Origin of the sequence: Snodgrassella sp. M0110, from assembly GCF_016101465.1 — a bacterium.
Taxonomy (GTDB): Bacteria; Pseudomonadota; Gammaproteobacteria; order Burkholderiales; family Neisseriaceae; genus Snodgrassella; species Snodgrassella alvi.
The window spans coordinates 41,026-65,917 of sequence record NZ_JACFQM010000002.1 but is presented as its reverse complement, the minus strand read 5'-3'; the positions used below and the strand labels follow the sequence as shown (position 1 = coordinate 65,917).

At 38.6% G+C, this 24,892-nt stretch carries 24 protein-coding genes; 18 read left to right on the top strand and 6 right to left on the bottom strand.

Features of this window, described 5'->3' with window-relative positions; translation table 11 throughout:
* Positions 1–114: 114 nt before the first annotated feature.
* Positions 115–1,245: a M14-type cytosolic carboxypeptidase gene (locus H3T84_RS03050; RefSeq protein ID WP_198217864.1), complete on the bottom strand. Its 1,131-nt coding sequence runs from the start codon at positions 1,243–1,245 to the stop codon at positions 115–117.
* Positions 1,246–1,665: 420 nt separating this feature from the next.
* On the opposite strand from H3T84_RS03050, the gene lepA reads away from it, so the two are divergent.
* The 9 genes from lepA (at position 1,666) to H3T84_RS03005 (ending at position 10,787) form a co-directional block, all read left to right on the top strand.
* Complete coding sequence (lepA, locus tag H3T84_RS03045) at positions 1,666–3,456, top strand: translation elongation factor 4 (protein WP_078475620.1); 1,791 nt, start codon at positions 1,666–1,668, stop codon at positions 3,454–3,456.
* 3 nt (positions 3,457–3,459) lie between these two features.
* Positions 3,460–4,449 (top strand): signal peptidase I, encoded by a 990-nt coding sequence (lepB, locus tag H3T84_RS03040; protein WP_078475619.1) that lies wholly within the window; start codon positions 3,460–3,462, stop codon positions 4,447–4,449.
* A 77-nt stretch (positions 4,450–4,526) separates the two neighbouring features.
* The gene (gene rnc, locus H3T84_RS03035) at positions 4,527–5,252 is read left to right on the top strand and encodes a ribonuclease III (protein WP_078475618.1); all 726 of its coding nucleotides are present in this window, start codon (positions 4,527–4,529) and stop codon (positions 5,250–5,252) included.
* Between the two features lie 42 nt (positions 5,253–5,294).
* A complete protein-coding gene (locus tag H3T84_RS03030) occupies positions 5,295–5,837 on the top strand; it encodes a DUF2867 domain-containing protein (RefSeq protein ID WP_144235879.1) in 543 nt (180 codons plus the stop codon).
* Between the two features lie 219 nt (positions 5,838–6,056).
* Entirely contained in the window at positions 6,057–6,980 is a 924-nt protein-coding gene (gene era / locus H3T84_RS03025; protein WP_037394944.1) for a GTPase Era, read from the top strand.
* A gap of 158 nt (positions 6,981–7,138) precedes the next feature.
* A complete protein-coding gene (locus H3T84_RS03020) occupies positions 7,139–7,990 on the top strand; it encodes a hypothetical protein (protein WP_078475616.1) in 852 nt (283 codons plus the stop codon).
* Between the two features lie 437 nt (positions 7,991–8,427).
* On the top strand, positions 8,428–8,988 hold the full coding sequence (locus H3T84_RS03015; RefSeq protein ID WP_078475615.1) for a class I SAM-dependent methyltransferase: 561 nt from the start codon (positions 8,428–8,430) through the stop codon (positions 8,986–8,988).
* Positions 8,989–9,018: 30 nt separating this feature from the next.
* Positions 9,019–9,882 carry an ATP-binding protein gene (locus H3T84_RS03010; RefSeq protein WP_078475614.1) on the top strand — a complete coding sequence of 288 codons (864 nt, stop codon included), beginning with the start codon at positions 9,019–9,021 and terminating at the stop codon, positions 9,880–9,882.
* A gap of 74 nt (positions 9,883–9,956) precedes the next feature.
* Positions 9,957–10,787, top strand: a complete 831-nt coding sequence (locus tag H3T84_RS03005; RefSeq protein ID WP_198217862.1) for a murein L,D-transpeptidase family protein — start codon at positions 9,957–9,959, stop codon at positions 10,785–10,787.
* 203 nt (positions 10,788–10,990) lie between these two features.
* Here the strand turns inward: H3T84_RS03005 and H3T84_RS03000 are convergent, their stop codons facing one another.
* Both H3T84_RS03000 and xseA read right to left on the bottom strand, forming a co-directional pair.
* A complete protein-coding gene (locus H3T84_RS03000) occupies positions 10,991–11,860 on the bottom strand; it encodes a DUF4261 domain-containing protein (RefSeq protein WP_198217860.1) in 870 nt (289 codons plus the stop codon).
* A 203-nt stretch (positions 11,861–12,063) separates the two neighbouring features.
* Positions 12,064–13,416, bottom strand: coding sequence for an exodeoxyribonuclease VII large subunit (xseA, locus tag H3T84_RS02995; protein ID WP_198217858.1), 1,353 nt, complete (start codon positions 13,414–13,416; stop codon positions 12,064–12,066).
* Between the two features lie 120 nt (positions 13,417–13,536).
* Between xseA and lpxK the strand changes: the two genes are divergently transcribed.
* From lpxK to H3T84_RS02965, 6 genes are all read left to right on the top strand, one after another.
* Positions 13,537–14,571, top strand: coding sequence for a tetraacyldisaccharide 4'-kinase (lpxK, locus tag H3T84_RS02990; RefSeq protein ID WP_084587314.1), 1,035 nt, complete (start codon positions 13,537–13,539; stop codon positions 14,569–14,571).
* Positions 14,572–14,847: 276 nt separating this feature from the next.
* Complete coding sequence (locus H3T84_RS02985; RefSeq protein ID WP_025330730.1) at positions 14,848–15,039, top strand: Trm112 family protein; 192 nt, start codon at positions 14,848–14,850, stop codon at positions 15,037–15,039.
* Entirely contained in the window at positions 15,032–15,799 is a 768-nt protein-coding gene (gene kdsB / locus H3T84_RS02980; RefSeq protein ID WP_037394930.1) for a 3-deoxy-manno-octulosonate cytidylyltransferase, read from the top strand. The genes H3T84_RS02985 and kdsB overlap by 8 nt, the downstream gene beginning before the upstream one ends.
* Positions 15,800–15,848: 49 nt before the next feature.
* Entirely contained in the window at positions 15,849–16,496 is a 648-nt protein-coding gene (gene adk / locus H3T84_RS02975) for an adenylate kinase (RefSeq protein WP_037394928.1), read from the top strand.
* A 116-nt stretch (positions 16,497–16,612) separates the two neighbouring features.
* A complete protein-coding gene (locus H3T84_RS02970) occupies positions 16,613–17,143 on the top strand; it encodes a CNP1-like family protein (RefSeq protein ID WP_037394925.1) in 531 nt (176 codons plus the stop codon).
* A gap of 8 nt (positions 17,144–17,151) precedes the next feature.
* On the top strand, positions 17,152–17,928 hold the full coding sequence (locus H3T84_RS02965) for a TSUP family transporter (RefSeq protein ID WP_084587313.1): 777 nt from the start codon (positions 17,152–17,154) through the stop codon (positions 17,926–17,928).
* A gap of 23 nt (positions 17,929–17,951) precedes the next feature.
* Here the strand turns inward: H3T84_RS02965 and tadA are convergent, their stop codons facing one another.
* Positions 17,952–18,683: a tRNA adenosine(34) deaminase TadA gene (tadA, locus tag H3T84_RS02960; protein WP_084587332.1), complete on the bottom strand. Its 732-nt coding sequence runs from the start codon at positions 18,681–18,683 to the stop codon at positions 17,952–17,954.
* A gap of 600 nt (positions 18,684–19,283) precedes the next feature.
* Between tadA and H3T84_RS02955 the strand changes: the two genes are divergently transcribed.
* A complete protein-coding gene (locus H3T84_RS02955; RefSeq protein ID WP_084587312.1) occupies positions 19,284–20,441 on the top strand; it encodes a hypothetical protein in 1,158 nt (385 codons plus the stop codon).
* A gap of 317 nt (positions 20,442–20,758) precedes the next feature.
* Here H3T84_RS02955 and H3T84_RS02950 read toward each other — a convergent pair whose 3' ends face one another.
* Complete coding sequence (locus H3T84_RS02950) at positions 20,759–21,214, bottom strand: hypothetical protein (protein ID WP_198217856.1); 456 nt, start codon at positions 21,212–21,214, stop codon at positions 20,759–20,761.
* Between the two features lie 532 nt (positions 21,215–21,746).
* Positions 21,747–22,796: a biotin synthase BioB gene (gene bioB / locus H3T84_RS02945; protein ID WP_198217854.1), complete on the bottom strand. Its 1,050-nt coding sequence runs from the start codon at positions 22,794–22,796 to the stop codon at positions 21,747–21,749.
* A 190-nt stretch (positions 22,797–22,986) separates the two neighbouring features.
* Between bioB and H3T84_RS02940 the strand changes: the two genes are divergently transcribed.
* Positions 22,987–23,715, top strand: coding sequence for an SDR family NAD(P)-dependent oxidoreductase (locus H3T84_RS02940; protein WP_198217852.1), 729 nt, complete (start codon positions 22,987–22,989; stop codon positions 23,713–23,715).
* Between the two features lie 35 nt (positions 23,716–23,750).
* Positions 23,751–24,842: a tRNA (uridine(54)-C5)-methyltransferase TrmA gene (trmA, locus tag H3T84_RS02935; protein WP_198217840.1), complete on the top strand. Its 1,092-nt coding sequence runs from the start codon at positions 23,751–23,753 to the stop codon at positions 24,840–24,842.
* Positions 24,843–24,892: the final 50 nt, after the last annotated feature.

Here is a 24,892-nt window from a genome sequence, read left to right as displayed (position 1 = left end):
TTACAAATAATGCATCTTTATTATGCTGCGTATGTAATTATTAATCATTTGATTTTACTAAAAAATACAAAAAGCCTGAAATATCTCTCAGGCTTTGGAAACAATATGACTGATTTAACGCAAACTATCCAGTATAGAGTAAATCGGGCTTAAAATTGCTTCCCCCAAACGCAGAGAACGCTGGCCGTTCCAGCCAAAATCGTCATCCGGCCATTGATTATTATCTTTAAATGGCATTTCAAGTGTATAAGCTAAACAATTAAAGGTTTCGCCAATATATGCAGTAGCAATATTCAGATTGGCTTTACCCGGTTCATCTTTTTCATAACCATATTTATCCTGAAAATCCGGACTTGCTACCAGAAAGGCCTGTTTGAACATTTCCTGTAACGAATGCAGCCTGTCATCGAAGGAAGGAATTCCCTCATTACCTGAAAGAAATACATAAGGAATAGATTCATCGCCATGAATATCCAGGAATAAATCCACTCCTGTTTCATGCATTTTTTCACGTACCAGATAAACTTCCGGACTGTTTTGCACGCTGGGCTGTAACCATTCGCGATTGAGATTTGCTCCGGCAGCATTAGTACGCAGATTACCTAGTACGGATCCATCAGGGTTCATATTCGGAACAATATAAAATGTAGCCTGATCCAGCAAAGCACGTGCTGTCGGATCCTGATGATCTAATAACCGGCCTAACAGACCTTCAATAAACCATTCAGCCATAGTTTCGCCAGGATGCTGACGAGCAATCACCCAGATTTTCAAATCGCTGGCAACCTGATTGCCAATTGTCAGCAGATTAATATCGCGTCCCTGAATAGTGCTGCCTAAATCTTCTATCTGGCATAAGCCGCTGCTCTGGCTGTCACCTAGTAAATTCAGATGCTGTTCATATGAATAGGGTTCGAAGTAGGCATAGTACACACTATTGGATAACGGAGTATGAGAAATAGTTAATATGTCGTTTTCGAAAGTTGTAGGAACACGAAACCAGTTGATGCGATCATAAGAGCACATTGCCTGATAATCTTCCCAACCCTCCGGATAAGCAGATTCAGTTGTATTAATGAAGTTCAGGCGAATATTCTGATAGGCAACACCCTGTACACGGAAATAAAACCATTGCCGAAATTCGGCCGCATTGTCTTTAGGTAATTTGAGCTGGATATTAGCCGGATCACTGGCATCGACAATCTCAATATTACCACCATCAAACTGTGTGCTGATTTTTAGCATACAACTACTTTCATTGAAATAAACAACTGAGTTAAAGATATTGTAGTCTTTCTGGCAGTGACTTTCTATGTTTGTCAGACAAAATTTATGGCAGGATAATATAGTATCGCTTTGCAAAAAATAATTTCTGTACTGCTTAAAATTTATTTTATGAGTTTAAAATTTAATTTGAACATTAAAATATCTGCTTAAAGTGTGATTATTTAAAAATCTGTTAATTTATTAGCACTTTGCCCGGAGTAATAAATTTAATAAAAGCTTTTAAGCCCTAATGTTTGAAAATTAAAAGCTTTTCTGAATTATTATAAATTCTTGGGCGCACTACAGTACATTCCGCTAAAATAAGCAGTTATTTTCTGGTTTTCTGGTATTCATTTACCAGAATGTTGCTGTCTGAATTAATTTGAATTATTGGCTTACATGAACAATATACGCAATTTCTCTATTATCGCCCATATTGACCATGGGAAGTCGACACTGGCTGATCGTTTTATTCAGTATTGTGGCGGTCTTGAAAATCGGGAAATGAGTGCACAGGTACTCGATTCCATGGATATTGAAAAAGAGCGCGGTATTACAATTAAAGCTCAAACTGCAGCTTTACAGTATAAAGCCCGTGATGGGCAGGTTTATCAGCTTAATCTGATTGACACCCCGGGGCATGTGGACTTTTCCTATGAGGTATCCCGTTCTCTTTCTGCCTGTGAAGGTGCCTTACTGGTGGTAGACGCATCACAGGGGGTAGAAGCTCAGACCGTAGCCAATTGCTATACAGCTATTGACCTGGGGGTTGAGGTTTTGCCCGTTCTGAATAAGATTGATTTACCTTCAGCAGAGCCTGAGCGGGTCATAGAAGAAATAGAAGATATTATCGGAATTGAGGCCATTGATGCTGTACGCTGTTCTGCTAAAAGCGGCATCGGTATTGAGGATGTGCTGGAAGAGATTGTAAAAAAAGTACCGGCACCTAATGGTAAAAATGATGCACCTTTAAAAGCGTTAATTATTGATTCATGGTTTGATAATTACGTTGGTGTAGTTATGCTGATACGCATGGTCGACGGAACGGTACGTCTGAAAGATAAAGTTCGTTTCATGGCCACAGGAGCCGAAACACAGGTAGAACAATTAGGTATATTTACGCCTAAATCTGTGCAGAAGCAGGAATTAAAAGCCGGTGATGTAGGCTTTTTAATTACCGGTGTCAAAGAGCTTGGTTCGGCTAAAGTAGGTGATACGATTACCCAGGCGCGGGAGCCGGCCAGCGAACCTTTACCCGGTTTTAAAGAAGTGCAACCGCAGGTGTTTGCCGGTTTATATCCTGTTGAGAGTCACGATTACGATGCATTACGTGAAGCACTGGAAAAATTACAGCTCAATGATGCTGCACTGAAATTTGAACCGGAAGTTTCACAGGCACTGGGATTTGGTTTTCGCTGTGGTTTTCTTGGTCTGCTGCATCTGGAAATTGTCCAGGAAAGGCTTGAACGAGAATTTAATATGGATCTGATTACCACTGCTCCAACGGTGGTATATGAAATACTGATGAAAAGCGGAGAACGCTTAGAGATTGAAAACCCGTCTAAATTACCTGATATCGGTACACTTGAAGCAATTTATGAGCCTATTATCACGGCAACTATATTATTGCCGCAGGAATATGTCGGTGCGGTAATGACATTGTGTAATCAGAAACGCGGTGTTCAGAAAAATATGCAATACATGGGCCGGCAGGTAATGCTGACTTATGAAATGCCAATGAATGAAGTCGTGATGGATTTCTTTGATAAGCTGAAATCAACTTCACGCGGCTATGCTTCGCTTGATTATGAATTTCTCGAATTCAGGGCTGCAGATCTGGTTAAACTGGATATTTTGGTTAACAGTGAAAAAGTCGATGCGCTCAGTCTGATTGTTCACCGCAGTAATTCTGTTCATCGCGGCAGAGAGCTGGTAGCTAAAATGCGTGAGCTGATTCCGAGACAAATGTTTGATATTGCGGTTCAGGCGGCAATCGGCGGTAAAATTATTGCTCGTGAAAACGTAAAAGCACTGCGCAAAAATGTGCTGGCTAAATGTTATGGCGGCGATATTACCCGTAAGAAAAAATTATTGGAAAAACAAAAAGCCGGTAAAAAACGTATGAAACAGGTGGGTAATGTAGAAATTCCGCAATCTGCCTTTCTGGCGATTTTACAGGTTGGAGATTAATAAATGTCAAACACGATGATTATAGGCGCAGCAATCCTTCTGGTGCTGGGGATAGTTCTATTTTTGAAAAGCTCGAAAAAGCGTGAAGAAAATGGGGAATGGAGCGGAGCATTACAATGGGGGTATTTGCTGATTCTGGTTGGTGCGTTTGGTGTATTGTCATACAAAATGAGTTTTACCGCAGTTTTGCTGATTTTTGTATTGTTTACCGGAGTAGCCTGGATTATCCATCGTAGCCTGAAGAAAAAAAATCCGGGGCATGTAGATAACAATCATTTTACTGATTACATGAGTGGTTTTTTTCCGATTATTCTGGTGGTATTTATTCTGCGCACTTTTTTAGCTGAGCCTTTTCAGATTCCATCCAGCTCTATGCGTCCGGGTCTGATTACCGGTGATTTTATTCTGGTGAATAAATTTACTTACGGTATCCGTTTGCCAATTCTGAATAATGTACTTATTCCGGTAAACAAAGTAGAGCGTGGTGATGTAATTGTATTCAATTACCCCCGAGATACACGTATAAATTATATTAAACGGGTAATCGGTCTGCCGGGTGATGTTATTACATACAAGGATAAAATCCTGTCAATCAACGGTAAAGTAATCACTGATACTGATGAGCAGAAAATTTATAATTATTCCGAACAGGTTCCTCAGTATGGAAATATCAATATGCAGGCTCAGCAGGTAACCGAACAGCTTGGTAATAAATCGATTCAGATACTGAAAATGCCTCAGCAACCCCCAGTTATTCTGCAAGCAGTACATACTGATTTTCCAGATCGGGAATTGTGTAACTATGATACTGATGGCAGCGGGTTTAGTTGTACCGTTCCTGCAGGAAAATACTTCATGATGGGTGACAATCGCGACAATAGTGAAGATAGCCGTTACTGGGGATTTGTAGATGATAAGCTTGTTGTAGGTAAAGCCTTTCTGGTATGGCTGAATATGGGTGATATGAAACGAATCGGTACGAAGATTCAGTAATATCTGATACCGGGCGCAAGATTTTTTCTTGCGCTTTGTTTATATAATTATGGTTATTTATTATCAAAGACGGTTAAATGAGAAAAACTGATGTACGCCATGAAAATGCTTTGAAATATGTACAACAAAAGCTTGGCTATCAATTTAAGCAGTCTGATTTATTGCTGCAGGCTTTAACTCACCGCAGTTACAGTGCATTACACAATGAACGTTTTGAATTTGTTGGTGATTCGATTTTAAATTATTCTGTAGCTAAAATGCTGTTTAATGCATTTCCGCGCCTGACAGAGGGTGAACTTTCACGAATGCGGGCGAATCTGGTTAATCAGGAAACACTGGCTCAGATTGCAACTGAACTAAAAATCGGAGACGCTTTATTGCTGGGTACTGGTGAGTTAAAAAGCGGTGGCTTCCGGCGGCCATCTATACTGGCCGATGCTATGGAAGCATTATTTGCCGCAGTGAGCTTTGACGCAGATTTTAATACTGCTGAGACTGTGGTAAGACATTTATACGCAGACCGCATCCGTAATATTAATCCTCAGAACAGTGGAAAAGATGCAAAAACACGTCTGCAGGAAGCCTTGCAGGCACGACATATGCCATTGCCAAAATATCGGATTGTAGATCAGATTGGCGATGTTCATGATTTACAATTTGTAGTGCAATGTGATTTAGGAGAAACCGGCTTTCAGACTGAAGCAGCCGGACACAGCCGGCGTGAAGCAGAACAACAAACCGCACAAACAGCTCTTGTTTGGTTAGAAAAGCAGTTTCCGGCAGCTAAACCTAGAAAAAAATAAATAAGTTACAATACATTGAAGGTGCCATATTGTTATTACTTATTGTCTTACAATAAAGGGGAAATAATGGGAAAAACAAAATCAATTTCTGAAATACTGAATGAATTACCCGAGTGTGTTAGCCTGATTACGGATAAACCGGACTATCTTGATTGTCAGAAAAAAGAAATCGGTAAAAATATTACAGCTTTTGAAGCATATAAAATGATGACATCACGTCAGCCTGAATGGCTAAGAATATTATTTAAAATCAGAGATAATATAGTTAGACCTGCTGGCATACGTACTATAGAGGGATTTACTTATCTGGATGAAGAGAGGATTCAATCCGGTGAAACAAACGCAGCCCATTTCTTTACTATTACTGAAAATACTGCTGATAAACTTACTTTAGTGATTAAAGATTCTCATTTAGATGTTTGTCTTTGCCTGCGTATTACTGATAATACCCAGCAGCCGGATAAAAAAATGCTTTATCTGATCGCTTCAGTAAAAAATCATAATTTTTTGGGACGGTTATATATGATGCCGGTTAGTAAATTTCATCCGTTTATTGTAAATAAACTATTTGAAAACATTGTTTAATCACTCTGAGGTCTTTTGTTACTTAAAGTATTCACTCAGTGAGAATGACTCCGTTTCTCTGAAATCGGTCGAATAAAACTGTATATATTCAGGTAATTTAGTAGTTTATAATTGGTATCTGCAATGTGTTACTTAGCAGAATTCATTTTACCTGTTTTGAAATAATTCAGCTTATTATCAACCATTTTATGGTTATTTGTATCATTTAAGAAAGAATGTATGTCTGAAGTATCCAGTTACAATTATCCACCTCAGTCAGAAAATTTTCGCTGCGGGTTTGTTGCAATTGTTGGCCGGCCTAATGTGGGAAAATCCACATTAATGAACCACCTTATTGGTCAGAAAATCAGTATCACCAGTAAAAAAGCCCAGACTACTCGCCATAAAGTTAATGGTATTTATACCGATAATGAAGCACAGCTGATATTTGTAGATACCCCCGGTTTTCAGACTTATCACCGCAATGCACTTAATGACCGTCTCAATCAGAATGTCACTGAGGCAGTTGCCGGTGTGGATGTCATTGTATTTGTGATTGAAGCATTGCGCTTTTCGGATGCAGACAGAGAAGTACTGCAACAATTACCTGCACATATTCCGGTAGTGCTGGTAATTAATAAAGTCGATAAGGCTAAGGCAAAAGACCAAAGTGTACTGCAGAATTTTATTGATGAAGTACAGCAGGCATATAAATTCACTCAGGTTGCTCTGGTGAGTGCAAAGCACGGACTGGGCGTGGCTCAGCTTGTACATATTCTCAAGCCCATGCTGCCAATAGGTATTCCGCTTTATCCTGAAGATATGGTGACAGACAAATCAGCAAGATTTCTTGCTATGGAAATTGTGCGGGAGAAACTGTTTCGTTATCTTGGTGAAGAATTACCCTACGCCATGAACGTCGAAGTAGAACAGTTTACCGAAGAAGACGGACTATACCGGATTTATATTGCTGTTTTGGTGGATAAGGAAAGTCAGAAGGGTATTTTAATTGGTAAAGGCGGGGAAAAACTGAAAAAAATATCTACTGAAGCCAGACTGGATATGGAAAAATTATTTGAAACAAAAGTTTTTTTAAAGGTTTGGGTAAAAGTAAAATCCGGCTGGGCTGATGACATTCGCTTTTTGCGTGAATTAGGAATGTGAGGTAAGAGTCTGGCATTCCTAAACTTAATATGTATCAAATTTTATTCTGGTATCAGCATTACAGATATCTAAAATTATTATTTTTAGAAAAATGTAGTAAATAAATTTTATCAGCATAAAGATTAAAAATTGTTAATACTATATAAGGAAGGCTAATAATGAGTATTAGTGCTATCTCAATGTTTATAGGTTTAGTTTTTTTTATTATTCCTATAATTTATCTATTTTCTTTAATGCTTGAAAAAAAAACAGATTTGAAAGAAGATTTATTTAAAATAAGAGAAAATGGTGAATTAATATTATTTGAAAATAATTTAAACGAAGGTGAATTAATATTATTTGAAAATAATTTAAACGAAATAGTTGATGAATTGAAAAACAAAGGGCTAGCGCTTGAAATAATAGACAAAATCAAATCTGAGATAGAGAATTTAAATAAAAAAATTAATGGTTTTTCATATAATGTTGCTTATACATTAAAAACAATAGAGAAGTCACTTAAAGAACAAATTTCAAAATTACAAAAAACGTCATTAATAAATTTGTATATGGGTACAGTATTAACAAATTTTTCACTTGTATTTTTATTTGATAGTGTAAAGAATTCTACGATAAAAAATAACCTATATAATAATGAGACGCCGTTAGATTATATTTCGTATGTTTTAGTATTTTTTTTACCAAAAATCTCTTTAACAATATTTATTCAACTATTTGCTTTTTTCTTTTTACGTTTGTACAAAAGTAATCTTAATGATATTAAATATTATCAAAATGAGTTAGTAACCTTCTATTATAAAAAAACATCAATTCAAATGGCCTATATATCTAAAAATGAAAAATCTATCGAATTGTTGATCGCAGAACTATCAAAAATAGAAAAAAGCTCTTTAATACCTAAAGGGTATACATCGACAGAGATAGAAAATGAAAAATTAGCGATGTCATCAATAAAAGAAAATGAATCAATAATCAATTTATTAAAAGATTTTTTAAAAAGTAGATCATAATTATTGTTGTATGCAAGCAGTCTAATGACAGATAGTTTTGAGAAATACTTAGAGGGTTGGCGATGTAGACGCAAAATTTTGATTATCAAAGAAGGAAAGCTCGCTTATGAAAATTATATAGATGATCAAATCGCTGAAAGCCTTGGATTGCTGATAGACAAGACTGGTATATATTAATCTATATTATCAAAAATTTACATAATACATATGGTAAAAATTTAAATTGATAGTAAAACTATTGCACAGACCGAGTTAAAAAGTTGCACCACAAACATCGAATCCTAAATTTGCCTTTAATAAATCAATGTTTAAAGAGTTAATTAGGTTAAAGCTATGCCTGCTCATTCTGTTAATATATAATCTGATATGCTTAACGCTTATTTATCTTAGATGTAGCCATGGCTGCTATCTAATTATCAGATAGCACAAATTAATTTATGCTTCTCAATATTCTGGATTTTGTACATAAAAACATTCAGCAGACTGTACAGGCTGGCGATACAGTCATTGATGCTACTGCTGGTAACGGGCATGATACTTTGTTTCTGGCCTCTTGCGTCGGTGCCCAAGGTAAAGTAGTTGCATTTGATATACAGGCAAGTGCATTAGAAGCTACCAGTAACAGACTGGCAAAAGCCGGTTATAGTGAGCGGGTACAGTTAATTCAAGCCGGACATGAACATCTGAATGAGTATATTCAGAGTAAGGTTAGTACCATCATATTTAACCTTGGATACTTACCCGGCGGAGATAAAAACTGTACAACCCAAGCCAATACAACCCTTAAGGCGATGCAAAGCGGATTAAACCTTCTTACCGATAATGGTGTATTGGCTGCGGTTTTATATCCGGGTCATGAAGAGGGAAGAATTGAAGCGGAAACAATACAAACATGGGCGCGAAGCTTACCGCAACAACAGATAGCAGTGTTGAAATATGCTTTTATTAACCGGATAAATGATGCACCCTTTGCATTAATATTGCAAAAACATTCATAATTCATAGCTATAGAAATTGAAGGGAAATAGATGAAACGTAAGGAATTTATCAATCTGGCTGCAACAGTTTTACAGCGGTTGGATGCCATTTTGCCACCATTGGCTCAGGAACCTAACTGGACTGCAGTTGCTTACCGCTGGCATAAATTAGGTAATAAGGGTATTCTGGAAAATTTACCGCATCCGCATACTTTTTCTCTGGACTGTCTGGCAGCTGTTGATGAGCAGCGCCGACAACTGGTACGTAATACAGAACAGTTTCTTGCCGGCAGACCGGCAAATAATGTATTAATGACAGGAGCACGTGGTACCGGAAAATCATCATTGGTTAAGGCGTTACTGCATCAGTATGCAGATCAGGGATTGCGTCTGATTGAGGTTGATAAAAGTGATTTGTTAACATTACCTGCTTTACTTTCTTTACTAAGCGCTAGACCGGAAAAATACATTCTGTTCTGTGATGATTTATCTTTTGAAGACGGCGACGATGCTTACAAAGCATTAAAAACTACCCTTGATGGCGGATTATCTCAGCGATGTGACAATGTATTGGTATATGCTACATCCAATCGCCGGCATTTAATGCCTGAGTATATGGCAGACAATGTGGCTCATACAGGCAATGGCGGAGAAGTTCATCCTCAGGAAGCCGTCGAAGAAAAGGTATCTTTATCGGATCGTTTTGGTTTATGGCTAAGCTTTTACCCATTTGATCAGAATGCATATTTACAGGCTGTACAGAACTGGCTGGAAGAAGCTGGCCTGAATCTGGATGAAACAGCAAGACGTGCAGCATTAAATTGGAGCCAGAGCCGTGGTAGCCGCTCAGGAAGAGTAGCATGGCAGTTTGTATGCGACTGGGCAGGAAGAAATCCACAGGATAGAATTATATAACTAAATCAGTTGTTTATTCTGTATTCGGTTTTTTGATTAACTGCTGGGTAACTCGATCTTAACGGAAACAAATCATGTCTGTATTATTTAGCGAACGATTAATGATATTACTTCCCATATTGTTATGTATCGGAAGCATCGGTTTTATTATTTATTCTTTTTTTGCTAATAAAAAAAATCCAGTAAAGACACTATTTGGAAAATTAATGACTATCTGTATGATTGTTATCGGATTCGCGGGCATAGTTGCAGGTGTATCATTATTTTTTAGAAATTATCCTGTTGATCAGAAAATTAAAACTATAGATGTAAAAAATACGGCAGTAACAGTCTCTCCTCCTGTTAGCGGTGACAAAATTTATCTGCGAATATTCAAACAGGAGGGAATACTGGAAATATGGTATAAGCATAAAAATAACAATTATCAGCTATACAGGACATGGGATATCTGTACATACTCAGGCGGTCTGGGACCTAAAAAGGCCGAAGGTGATGGCAAAAGTCCGGAAGGATTTTACGCAACTGAGAAAAATCTATTAAAACCAAATAGTAATTATCATCTTGCTTTTAACATTGGCTACCCGAATGCCTATGACCGCGCCAATGGATACACAGGAAGCTTTATCATGATTCATGGAAACTGTGTGTCCATCGGTTGCTATGCTATGACTGACAAGGGAATAGAACAAATCTACGCTGTTGTTAATCAGGCTATAAACAGCGGACAGAAGCGAATACCCATTCATATTTTTCCATTCAGAATGACAGCATCAAATATGCAAAAATTTCAAAAGTCAGTTTATATGCCTTTCTGGAGCGAATTGAAGCCTGCTTATGATATTTTTCAGTCTGAGCACAGAGTAGCTGATATTACTGTGCACAATAAGCATTATGTTATTAAATAAACTGAAGCAGTAAGTAACTATCTGATATCGTGATATTTAAAATAAATATTGATTGTGTTTGCATATTTTATTGAACAAACAGTTATTTTTTAATTTACCCAAATGTAAAACGACTTCCGATATCAAATTTTAATATCAGAAGTCATTTTTATTGTTTAATAACAGACAATTTCTGCTCAATAATGATGTATAGGCTTATTTAACTATTTACTGATTTCTACAACCAAAACATTACCTTTATCTTTCAGGAAGTATTCATCCTCCTGAGGAGCTCGTAATGACAACATTTTATTGTCGCCAATTTCCATTGTATCCCCGGGATTCATAGTTGCTCCGCTCTGACGCAGATACAATAAAATATCACTAAACATATCGAAATAGTAAGAACCTTCATCATGGTTATTTGCTAATACAGCAAAATCAGGCAATCCAAATACATCAGCACCGTAAGTGCGCATCCAGACACCTTTAACGTCTTCTAAAATATATTTAACAAATCCGCAGAAAAATAGCGGTAAACAATCGCATAAACTCTTTGCACTGTCTTCATCACTAAGGAACTCATTTAAAACCTTTATAGGCAATGAGGAATGAGCGTCTTCATTAATAACTGCTAATGCGTTAAATTCTTCAAAACATGCCGCCAGACGGGATAAAGCTAAATATTGTTCTAATACAACTTCATCATGTCCTGTATAGTACAAAATTACATGACTATCATTTTTACGAACTTGATTTTTGACATCCTGACTATAATGTGCTGGCTCAACACACGTTTCCAATGCATCAGCAGGAAAAGGCGCATTGAATCCGATTAGTTTAACTACGTGTTTTCCCCAGCTTATTAAAGCAAAAACGCCTTGTTCAAGCTCTCCGACAGGGGTTTCGTATTTGACATTTGTTATTGAAGAATCCAGATATTTTAATTTATCTAATAATTTATCTTTATCAAAATTAAGAGAGCCTTTAAATACAACACTTAATCCTATTGATTGTTTATTATTTGTATTTTCACCTACCGTGGTATCTGTATCTTTAGATTTTTTACCAAATAAACGAGCAAACAGTGACATTTAAATTCCTATTCTTATTAAGTTAATTACCAGTCAAAAATTTATTTAACATATATACTAATTTAAATAATTTTATCTAATATTTCAATAAATAACTTTTTTAAATTAAGAATTTTGACTTTAAATCAACAAAGAATTAATTCCCGAATTCTTAGTAATAGTAATTTACGCAATAGAATAGAAATACAGTTGAAAAGTATATCTTAATTATCAAATAAATCAGACTGAATTTTCGGCGGAGCAACCTGTACGCTACGTTCACCGCAATCAAAGCGAATATTAAGATACTGGCCAGTTTTTAATTTGTTGGCATCGCGGATTACCTGCCCGCGCTGATTAGTGACCACGCTATAACCTCTGGCGAGAATCTGTAGAGGAGAGACTGCCTGTAACACAGATGTCTGTTGCTGCAGCCGTTGTTGTGCGCGCATAAAAATATTTTGCCAGATCTGATGTAATTGTTGTTTCCGGTATTCAAGTGCCTGTAGTGCATGAATAGTTTGCGGTCGTGTGTTTTCCAAACTGCGTTGTTGCTGTATTAGATTTTGCCGATGCTGCCTGATCTGACGCTGCATGCCAATTTGTAACAGACGTGCTAAATCCCTTAGTTGCTGCTGCTGTTGCTGCCAGTTTTGCTGCGGGTGCTTTAACTGACGAGCAAGCCAGTCCAGTTTTTGTGAAGCATCATAATAACGTTGTTCCAGTAATTGGTGTATACGCTTTTGCCATTGAATAACACTATGTCTTAATTGCGCCATATCAGGGCTAACCAGTTCTGCAGCTGCTGTCGGTGTTGGGGCGCGAACATCTGCGGCAAAATCGGTCAGGGTAAAGTCAGTTTCATGACCAACACCACTTACAGTGGGAATTGTACTGTCGGCTACCGTTCGTACGACGATTTCTTCATTATAAGACCACAAATCCTCAATGCTGCCGCCTCCACGGCAAATTATCAGTACATCAGCCAGTGCCTGCTGATTGGCACTGGTAATAGCAGCAGCAATCTGACGTTCACTCCCTGCACCCTGTACGGCTGTCGGGTAAACAATTACACGGATACCGCTATGGCGCCGGTGCAGGGTTGTCACAACATCGCGTAAAGCTGCTGCGGCCAGACTAGTCACTACACCGACCACTTTAGGATGAACAGGTAGCGGACGTTTGCGTTCCTTTGAAAATAAACCTTCGGCAGTTAACTGCTGTTTCAGCCGCTCATACGCTTCATATAACTGTCCTAACCCTTTGTAACGCACTGCATTAATGGTAATCTGAAATTCACCCCGTGCTTCGTAAATACTGATTTTTCCGGCTACTTCTATATGATCACCTTCCTGTAAGGGCTGGCTCAGCTGCTGTGCCATACCTTTAAACAGTACACATCTGACTTGTGCACGGGCATCTTTTAAAGAAAAATAGAAATGACCGCTGGCTGCACGGGTAAGATTAGAAACTTCACCACCAACCCATAAATCAATCAGATTGTCTTCAAGCAATTGACGGGCATAAGCATTGAGTTCAGATACACTTAAAGCAGCCGGAGCAAAGAAATCAGACATAATGGATACCATATTCAGAGCGGTTTTATTCTGTAGATATTATACGGCGTTTTTTTATCATAGTTCAGTTCTGCATATACAGCATGGTATAGTGCAGCTTTGTTATTAATAGGCAGAGTTATGGGCTGGTTAGCCGGTTTAATACAAAAGCACTGGCAGCATCCGCGTATAGCGCTGGTATTGTTACTGTGGCCGCTTGCACGATTATTTCAAAGTATTGCTTTGTTACGGCGCTGGCTGTACAAATCGGGCATTTTGCCGACTAAAAAACTGCCTTGTCCGGTAGTGGTAATCGGCAACATTCATGTTGGCGGTGTTGGTAAAACACCTTTAGTCGCTGCGCTGGTACAGACTTTACAGCAGCGGCAGATAAGGGTAGGTATCATCAGCCGCGGCTATGGGCGTTTAAGTAAAGAAACGGTTATTCTGAATGCCCAATCTACCGCGGCAGACGCCGGAGATGAACCATTAATGCTGTATCAGCAAACTCAGGCACCGGTTGCAGTTGCTTCTACTCGTGAAGCTGCCGGCAGAGCATTGTTAAATGCATATCCGGATTTGCAGCTTTTATTAAGTGATGATGGTTTACAACATTATGCACTTTGCCGGGATATGGAAGTTATAGTATTTCCGGCCGCAGATATCGGACAAAAATTGGATATATTGCCTAATGGCCCATTACGCGAACCAGTTGAGCGCTTACAGGGAGCAGATGCGGTAGTATTCAGTCAGGGTGATGCGAATTCTGTTCAGCAGGCACAGCAACTAAATTTAATAAAAACACAATGGTGTGGTTTCAGTCAATTGAACTATGGCGATTTCTATAGTTTAAATCAGCCGCAAAAGACTGCAAAAGCCCATGAGTTTTCAGAAAAAAAATGCGCGGCAATCGCAGCCATCGGACAACCGCAACGTTTTTTTCAAGCATTACAAATACTGGGTATTCATCTGAAAGAAACCATTGCGCTGAATGATCACGCAACCATTCAACCCGAAGACTGGCCTGATGCAGAAATAATATTTATTACAGAAAAAGATGCGGTCAAACTGAAAAAACCTTTGCAATATAATATTTGGGTCTTACCACTTTCAGCACAAATCTGCCCAGATTTAGCTGAATTGATTCAGTTAAAATTAGACTTACACCATTCTTAATAAAATAAATACGTTTCTGCAATGAAAAAGATGCCATGGACTCTGGCTGCTGGTAAAATTTCAATAAATTGTCAGTATATCGTTGGAAGACGATACAAACTGACTACGATTTCAGGTTCTGTATTAAGCAGCCTCTATATTGCCATTTTAATATATGGTAAAGTCATTCAAAGACGATATTTATAAATTATTAACTGGTATTACTGCATTCAAGAAACCTGCTAAATCAACAACCATAAACTTCGCTTGCCACTTTTGCGAAACTAAGGATTAAAAATGAATCAAAAATATCTGGATATACTGGTATGCCCCGAGTGTAAAGGAAAACTGCAATGGCATGCACAGCAGCAGGAACTGTGGTGTAAAGCATCACGGCTGGCTTATCCGGTAAAAGATGGTATTCCCTATATGCTGGTAAATGAAGCTCGTAATTTAACTGATGAAGAATGTACGGCGACACATGAGTAATTTTGTTGTTCTGATTCCGGCACGGCTATCCTCCAGTCGTTTACCCAATAAGGCTTTAGCTGATATACATGGTAAACCGATGGTAGTGAGGGTAGCTGAGCGTGCACTTGCCAGCAAAGCCGGAAGAGTAGTTGTGGCAACAGATCATGCTGATATTCAGACTGCATGTCAGGTTCATGGAATTGAAGCTGTTTTAACAGCTCCGGAGCATGAGAGCGGGACAACTCGTCTGGCTGAAGCAGCCGGCATTCTGAATCTCGCTGGAGAAGACTGTGTTGTAAATGTCCAGGGTGATGAACCTTTGATTGAACCTGAGCTGATTAATGCTGTAGCTGAACAATTACAGCAAAGTTCAGCACTAATGGCCACAGCAGCACATCTATTAACTGATTACACAGATTTTACAGATGCCAATTGTGTTAAAGTTGTGTTAAACAACAAAAATAATGCCTTGTACTTTAGCCGTGCGGCCATTCCATGGCCGCGTGAATTAATGCGCAGCGGCGCTGAGGTCATGCCGGCAGATATTCCGGTATATCGTCATATTGGTATTTATGGTTATCGGGTACAGTTTTTGCACCAATATGCAGATTTGACTCCATCACCATTAGAACAGGCTGAATCACTTGAGCAGCTGCGCGTACTGTGGCATGGTTACAATATTGCGGTACAAATTACACCGCATGCTCCTGCAGCGGGTGTGGATACAGCTGCCGATCTGGAGCGTGTACGCACGAACTGGACAGAAGTAAAAAAATAAATATTAGTAATAATATTAAATCAAATCACAGATATATTCAGGAGTTGAAATGAAAGTTTTATTATTAGGTGCACCGGGTGCCGGAAAAGGCACACAGGCACAGTTTATTACTGCTGCGTTTAACATACCGCAGATTTCTACCGGAGACATGCTGCGTGCAGCAGTAAAAGCCGGCACACCTTTGGGCATTGAAGCCAAAAAAATTATGGATGCGGGCGGGCTGGTTCGTGACGATATTATTATAGGTCTGGTAAAAGAGCGTATTGCCCAGCCGGATTGTGCTAATGGTTTCTTATTTGATGGTTTCCCGCGTACACTGGCTCAGGCTGAAGCAATGGAAAAAGCGGGTGTGCATCTGGATGCTGTAGTAGAGATTGCCGTACCCGATGATGTCATTATTGAACGCTTGTCCGGTCGCCGTGTCCATCTTGCTTCAGGCAGAACTTATCATCTGGTTTACAATCCGCCAAGAGTCAACAATATTGATGATGAAACTGGTGAACCACTGATTCAGCGTGATGATGATCAGGAAGAAACCATCAAAAAACGTTTACAGGTTTATCATGAGCAAACAGAAGTACTGATTGATTTTTATGGTAAACAGAATGATGCCAACGCACCGGATTATATCCGTGTAGACGGAACCCAACCGGTAGAAGCAGTAAAAACTCAGGTTCTGGCCGCCTTAAAACTTTGATGGCAGAATCCGGCTGTCTGTTCTCATGAGATTACAGACAGCTTTTTGTTGCATGACAAATGATAAACAGTTTTTCAGAATAAAGCCGGATTGTATATCCGGTTTCGGAGCATGGTATGAAAGTTACCAAAACCGTATTGACTGTATTACTTCTTGGTGTTTGTGCTTGTGCACTGGCACGCAGGGAAACTTTATATAACGAGCATTATATTGGGCCTGATGAAAATCAGCCTTGGGAAGAGCAGGCTGTACCTATGCCTGCGTATCCGGCCGGTAATGAGCAATGGGCAGATATTTATATCAGCCAGACATATCAGGGCCAGCCAAAATTAATGCTGAACAGTATTCAAATCAATACAGACCGTACTATCCATTATATTCTGAACCAGCAATCAGATCAGGGGATTAATAACCTTACTGCTGAAGCTATTCACTGCCCAACACGGCGCATGAAAGTGTTCGGATATGGGGACGATGTGAATAAACGCTGGATACAGCCGCGCAATAGTCAATGGAAAGTAATCGGTACCAGCCTGAATCAACTGGATAAAGTGCGTTCGGTGCTGTATCAGACTTTCTGCGAAGACGGATTACCCCGTAATCAGCAGGAATTAATGAAGCGTATTACCACACGTGCCATGCGCTAGTAGGATATATCGTGGAATGGTTAAGTGATTCTCATATCTGGTGGTTATTAATTATCGGATTCAGTGCCGGTTTAATGGATGCAGCTGTCGGTGGTGGCGGATTGTTACAGATTCCTGGGCTGTTTGGCGCATTGCCACAGAAAACCATCACACCGGTTGTTCTAGGGGTAAATAAATTTGCTTCTGCCTGTGGTACTTTGGTAGCAGCTGTGCAATATACTAGACGTATACCCGTTCCATGGGCAATGCTGTTACCTGCTGCCGTACTTGCATTTGCTTTTTCATATATGGGTGCTCATGTTGTGGAATATCTGCCCACAGCGTGGATGAAACCGTCCATTCTGGTTATTTTAATCATTATGGCGATTTATACCTTTTTGAAAAAGGATCTGGGTCAGGTTCAGCGCCAAAGCCGGCTGACCCGACGTGAGTATATTATCGGACTGTTAATGGGTGCCTTAATCGGTTTATATGACGGTATATTCGGTCCCGGTACAGGCAGCTTACTGGCTTTTATATTTGTTCGTTTTTTTGCCTTTGACTTTATTACCGCAACAGCATCTTCTAAAGTTATTAATCTCACAACAAATTTTGCCGCACTGATATTTTTTATTCCAAATCAGTATGTTGTTTGGCATTGGGCAATTCCACTGGCTATTGCCAATCTGAGCGGAGGAATCATCGGTGCCCGATTAGCAATGCGTGGCGGCAGCAAATTATTGCGTAAAGGTTTTATTATTCTTCTGTGTATTATGATTGGTAAATTTGGCTACGATTTACTGTAATTTATGATTGCAGCAGCATTGGTTTATACCGGGCTGCGCTTGCGCCGGAAAAAATCCTGTAGTAATTGAGTGGATTCATTAGCCAGAACGCCACCAATGATTGCAGTGTGTTTATTTAATTGCTGATTAGTAAATAAATTAATCACACTGCCGGCTGCCCCGGTTTTTGTTTCACAAGCTCCATAAATTACCCTTCTGATTCGTGCTTGTATTAATGCACTTGCACACATAGCGCACGGTTCCAGAGTAATATAAACATCACAATTTTCCAGACGGTAATTTCCCAATGCCTTACTGGCTGCCGTTAATGCCTGAATTTCTGCATGATGGCTAATATTACAATCAGCGATACAGCGATTGTAGCCATAACCAACCAGAGTGTTTTCACAGACAACAACAGCACCAACTGGCACTTCATTCAGTATAGAAGCCTGATGCGCTGCATCCAGAGCCTGATGCATCCATTGCTGCATAACTTTTTCAGACGGAAAGACAGCTACTGGCGGATGCAGTTTAAGCTGCTTGCGCCAGTAATCTTTCTCTTTAGATGTAAACGACTGAACTGAGCGATCTTCCACTAGAGCAATAAATTGCCACAAAAGACTGTCTGTACAGCCTGTACTGATGCTTTTAAATTGTAAAAACGCTGTTATCGCTCCGCGAAGATGTAAATCTTCTAAGCAATATATATTAAGTTGTTTAAGAAGAGCTATGGTTTTAGGTGCTAGCGGAGGCGTTGTTAACGGCGTGCTCATAAGTAATTTATCAATCATTATAAATCATTAAAAATACTAAAATACTCTAAAATTAACGCTAAAGTACCCACCTTAAGTTTCAGCTATAAGTTCAAATTTGTATAAAAAAAGTATACAAATAGATAAAATGATGCTATTATTGAGCCATATTTGAAATTCATTAAAAGGTGTTCAGAGCAAAACTTTATAAGGTACCTAAAGTTAGGATTTGAATCAAACTAATGAATGAAACAAAACAATTAAGCGTACTAGTTCTAGCACAATTGTGCTGTGTGAAGAGGGTGATGAAATTGAAGGTTTAGTTAATTCTATAGCATCCGGCACTTTAGACAGCTTGTCGTATGGAGTTTGTGTTCACCATACCTCATTAGTTCGTATGTTTACGACAGGGCAGAATTTAAGTTTGGGGATTATGTTATATGTGGGGCTCAAATTCCGCCTAGTACAACCAATGAAAATCTTAATCACCTGTTAAATCTGTATAAAACGACCGTAGTAAAGAAGGGGGGCACCGTTAACTTTAAATGGAGAGTTATCACTTTAGATACTCGTAACCCAAATGTGTATTTAATTGAAGCAATTTAATAACGAAAGGAGCTTATGTCTCGAATAATAGGTAGTGCATCATTTATTGAATCAGGTGGCAGACCTTCTCAAATACCTATTTCAATAGATATTTATAAATCAGCAGCAGGCAGTAATCTTTCTGTACCTGCATATCTACAGCGAAAATACGGTCATAAAGCTGATAAAAACTATGCTAACGGCAATGTTTTTTCACAAGTTATGGCATCCCTAAATATCCCTATTGATGCAAAGGGAAGAGATTTTCGAGGTATGGCACTTGGAGATGTTTTAGACGGAACATTTCAAGCATCAATAACTCAGCACGCAAAAACAGCTTGTACAATTTTAGCACCTGCTGCGATTTTGTCAATAGTAGAAGAAAATCCTGCCGAAGACCGTACTGACAAGCTTAGTAAGTTTGAAAAGTTGATTGCAATAGACAAATCTAATTCAAGTGACACTTTTGCAATGCCAATTTTTGATTTGTCAAATGCAGATAAACGACAAGCTTCTGCTATTGGTCAGTCAGCAATCTCTTATGTAGGGCGATTAACGATTTCTCGGAAATCACACACAATTCCAACTTTTTCTTATGGCTTAAAAGCCTCAGATGAGGCTTTAAAAGCATGCTCCATTGATGATATAGCAATTTGCCTAAGAGTTCTTCATAAGTCACTAGCTTTTAATTTAGTATGCCAACAGCTAAATTTTTTGATTAACGGTGATAGAGATATGGATCTCAAACCATTACCTGTTGTTCCTATCAATAAATATGATAGCGAAGCTGGTAATGGTGTGTTAACCCATAAAGCTTATATGAAGTGGTTATGGAATGATAGGGGAATCTATCAGGTAGATTATGTTCTGTGTAATGAAGATGATTACTTCAGAATTATCGAGCGTAAAGGTTGTCCTAATATAAGTTTAGAACAAATGGCTTACGCAACTAAACCTATCAATAAGAATATTTTTGAACCTCAAATATTTATTCTTAATGAAGGTGTTGTTCCGCCTGGTACTTTAGTAGGGATTGATTCACGGTATGCTATTGCACGACTTAAATACTCTCAGGCTAATTTTGACGCAGTTGAAGAGATGGTTATGCGTAATGGTAAAGCACTGCACTTTGACGAGAGACAAGTTTTATATCGTCATGATGATAAGGCATTTAAAGTAACTACTCTAAACTAATTTAACAGGCTGCTTCGGCAGCCTGCTGGAGAATTTAATGGCAAGATCACCTAAAAAATGTAAGGTCTGACTGAATATGTTGAAAAGATTGATGGCGTAGAGGAGACTAATACAGTAAAACAACCTGAAACCTCTGATAAAGCGGAGGAATCAGATACTAATCACCAAGAACTAAATAATTAGAAACCAACAAAGGATACTAAAATTAAAACTGACACAGAAAAAGTGATTTTAAAACTACCCGAGTTTATCCAAATTCGTGTAACTCATGGTTATGACTTACTCCATCCTTATTTATGCAAAAATCATAATAAAGGTTAATTTTTATTTTCCATTTTAGAATGTAATTTCCGTAAATCACTCAGACATCTTAAAAGAATCTTAAGTTCCTGCATGCTGACATTATTTTTTTCCAGCATTTCTAACATTTTCGTGGAAGATTTTGAATCAATAGGATTATCAAATACTTGGTTGAGTGGCTCCCAGCTCAGATTAAAGGATTTCGCTATAAGAAGCATAAGTTTCCGATTAGGTTGTCTGCTGTAAGATCTATCTGAACTTTCATATTTGACACCAGAACTTCTGGATAATCCTAAGATCTCCCAGAATTCTTCAGCAGATAAACCCAGAAGATTAACTCGAAGATTACAGATAAACGACTTCCATTGCTTAGAGTCTTGCGGGATAAGTAGATTTACACCTAAATCTTTAAGAGTCCGTTGAGCTCTCATAGCTAATATTGTGTTGTCTTTAGTTTTGTTTTTGTTAGTCATTATCACTTGTTCTTGGGAAAATTAATTAAAAATTTGATTTTATCGTATTAATTAGGAAATAAAAACCGAAGCTTATTACCTCAGTTTAATAGTTACAATGTAATCAGGGTATTAGCAATAGCTTAAGTCGTGTCTCCATGCGTTACGATAATTATCTGATAAAAACCTGTAGGAATAATAAAGTTCAAGGCTAGCATCTGCCGTTCTATATCACAGGCTGTGAAAATTTCACCTAGTAACATAAAACGCATGTAAGCAAAAACGTTTTAGTCAGTTTTATCTGAATCACTATACTTAATACATTCGCCGTACTACCTGAAAGAACCTTAGTATTGTGACCATCAATTTCCGCTCACCAGTAGGGCAGATTAGGCTACCACTCTTCAGGTTTTCAAGAAATACAAGTTTTGACAGTAACTCTTGCTTTTTGTTTATATGCACACTAAAGGTTGATTCAAGGAATTTTATATCTTGCAGTATAGATTTATCAATTCACTCAACTGTACAAACGAGCTTAAACAACACTGAGTTACTAAGCTTCGTTAATATTACCAGACATGCTATTTTGTGTTTGCTCGGAAATTGCCTGAACAATAGCTGCCCGGTGTATCTCATCACTATAATCCTCACATTGTTCCGGACTGATACCCAATTTAATAAATAAAGCATTATCTTTTTCAACTTGAGGATTGGATGTTGTAAGCAATTTATCTCCATAAAATATAGAGTTTGCTCCTGCTAAAAAAGCCAGTGCCTGCATTTGCTCATTCATTTGTTCACGCCCTGCGGATAATCGCACATGTGATTTAGGCATCATAATACGGGCCACTGCAAGCATTCTGATGAAATCAAACGGTTCAATATCCTGTTCATTCGCTAAAGGTGTGCCTTTAACCTTGACCAGATTGTTGATGGGAACACTTTCCGGATGTTCATCTAAATTAGCCAGTTGAATTAATAAACTGGCTCTGTCTTTTAAAGATTCACCCATTCCAAGAATTCCGCCTGAGCAAATTTTAATGCCTGCTTCTCGGACATAAGCCAATGTTTGCAAACGTTCCGCGTAGGTACGAGTGGTAATGATGTTTCCGTAAAATTCGGGTGAAGTATCTAAATTATGATTATAGAAATCTAATCCGGCCTCAGATAACGCATGAGCCTGATCCTGTGACAATTTGCCCAGAGTCATACAGGTTTCCATGCCCAGTGCTTTAACACCTTTTACCATCTCCAGAACATACGGCATATCTCTGGCAGTGGGATGCTTCCAGGCAGCACCCATACAGAAACGTGTTGAACCGATTGCTTTTGCAGCCTTGGCTTTTTCAATTACTTTTTGAACTTCAAGTAATTTTTCTTTTTCCAGACCAGTATCATAATGAACTGATTGCGGACAATATTTACAGTCTTCCGGACAAGCACCGGTTTTTATGGATAGTAAAGTTGATACTTGCACTTTATTGGCATCAAAAAATTGTCGGTGTATTGTTTGTGCTTGAAAAATTAGATCATTAAATGGCAGTTGAAATAATTCGATAACCTCTGGTAGCGACCAATCATGGCGAATAATGCTTAACGACATAAAAGTTTCCTTTAAATAACAGGCATAAAAATTACATCGCATGATAATACTTAACTTAATAAAGTCAATCTCTCCGTAAATCAAGTTGATATTTAAACAAATTAAAATCTGATTTTTTTACTGCATAAGTAAAGTGTATGATTACTATCTGGCTAGAAACTCAGATAATTTTTAAAAAAGGGAATTTAATATGCAATGTTGTGTAATTATTACTGGTCATAGTCGTGGGATAGGACGGGCTCTGACAGAATATTACCTGACCAAAGAAGTCAAAGTTGTCGGTCTATCACGGCATGGCTGGGATAATCCGCCGGAAAAATTACTGGAATATTCAATTGATTTATCTGATGCTGATGCTATGGCGACATTAATCCGGTCAGCCAGCTGGCAAAGTGGTCTTGAAAATAAAAATGAAATTATTCTGATAAACAACGCTGGTATGGTAGAGCCGAATTCAATAATAGGCCAGCAGGATTGTGATGCAATTATTAAAGCGGTAACTGTAAATATTACTGCACCATTACTATTAACTAATGCGGTGATTGCCGCTGCTCCGAAAGCTGAAATTCGCATTGCGCATATCAGTAGTGGTGCCGGACGACATCCGGTAGCAGGCTGGAGCGTATATGGAGCTACTAAGGCGGCACTGGATCAGCATGCAGCAGTAGTAGCGGCTGAACAACATCCGCATGTACGTATTGCCAGTATTGCTCCCGGCGTTGTTGATACCAATATGCAGCAAAATATCCGTTCTGCCGATGCTGATAAATTTCCCCTGGTACAAAATTTTATTGGCTTAAAGGATAAAAATCAGTTGCAAAGTGCTGAAGATACTGCAAAAAGAATTGCGGATATGATTGCTGCAGATGATTATGGCCGGCAAATTCTGCGCGATGTACGGGAACAGAACGGGGTTTGATATAATAAGCCCTTTTTGCTTTGGCTGATAACTATATGACCGGTATTACTTACCAGCAACAATTATCTGATAAACAGCACTATCTGGAGCAACTATTTGCAGACTGTGCTTTTCCGCCAATACAGATTTTCACTTCTCCGCCTTCTCATTACCGGATGCGTGCGGAATTTCGTATCTGGCATGAAGGAGATAGCTGTAGTTATGCTATGTTTACCCCGGGAGAAAAAGCCAGTTCCGGTAATGTATGTAAAATACGTGATTTTGCCATAGCTCATGAAAATATTAACTCATTGATGCCTGTTTTACTGGACAAAATACAGGCCAGAGAGGAGTTAAAAACACGCTTATTTCAAGTTGAATTTTTAACAACACTGGCTGGCGATACGCTGGTTACTCTGATTTATCATAAAAAACTGGATGATGTCTGGGCTCAGTCGGCTAAATCGCTGGCCACCGAACTGAACATTCAGATCTTGGGACGCAGCCGTGGGCAAAAGGTAGTTCTGGAACGCGATTATGTTATTGAACGCTTAAAAGTTCATAATGAAATCTTTGAGTATAAACAGTTTGAAGGTGGTTTTACTCAGCCGAATGCAGAAGTTTGTCAGTCGATGCTGGGTTGGGCTGTTGATGTTGCTCAATTGATCAATGGCGGAGATCTACTGGAGCTTTATTGTGGCAATGGTAATTTTACTTTGCCGCTGTCCCGCCAATTTCACAAAGTTCTGGCTACAGAAGTATCAAAAACTTCTGTACAGGCAGCGCATTGGAATATTGATAATAATCATATCAATAATATTGCATTAGCCCGACTTTCGGCAGAAGAATTTACAGAAGCATTTACAGGCATCCGAACTTTCCGGCGATTGGCCAGCGAGCAGATTAATCTGGCTGATTATCAGTTCAGTACGGTTTTTGTAGACCCTCCGAGAGCCGGTATTGATTATGACACTCTTAAGTTGTTACAGAAATTTGATAACATTATTTATGTATCCTGTAATCCGGTCACTTTGCACGAAAATCTGCAAACATTATTAGCTACTCATAGCGTTAAACAGGCCGCCATGTTTGATCAGTTTCCTTTCACACCGCATATTGAATCTGGTGTCTGGCTAAAGAGACGCTGATTAAATTTAATTTATAAATAGCACTTTGCCTAAATGATAAAAAAACTGCC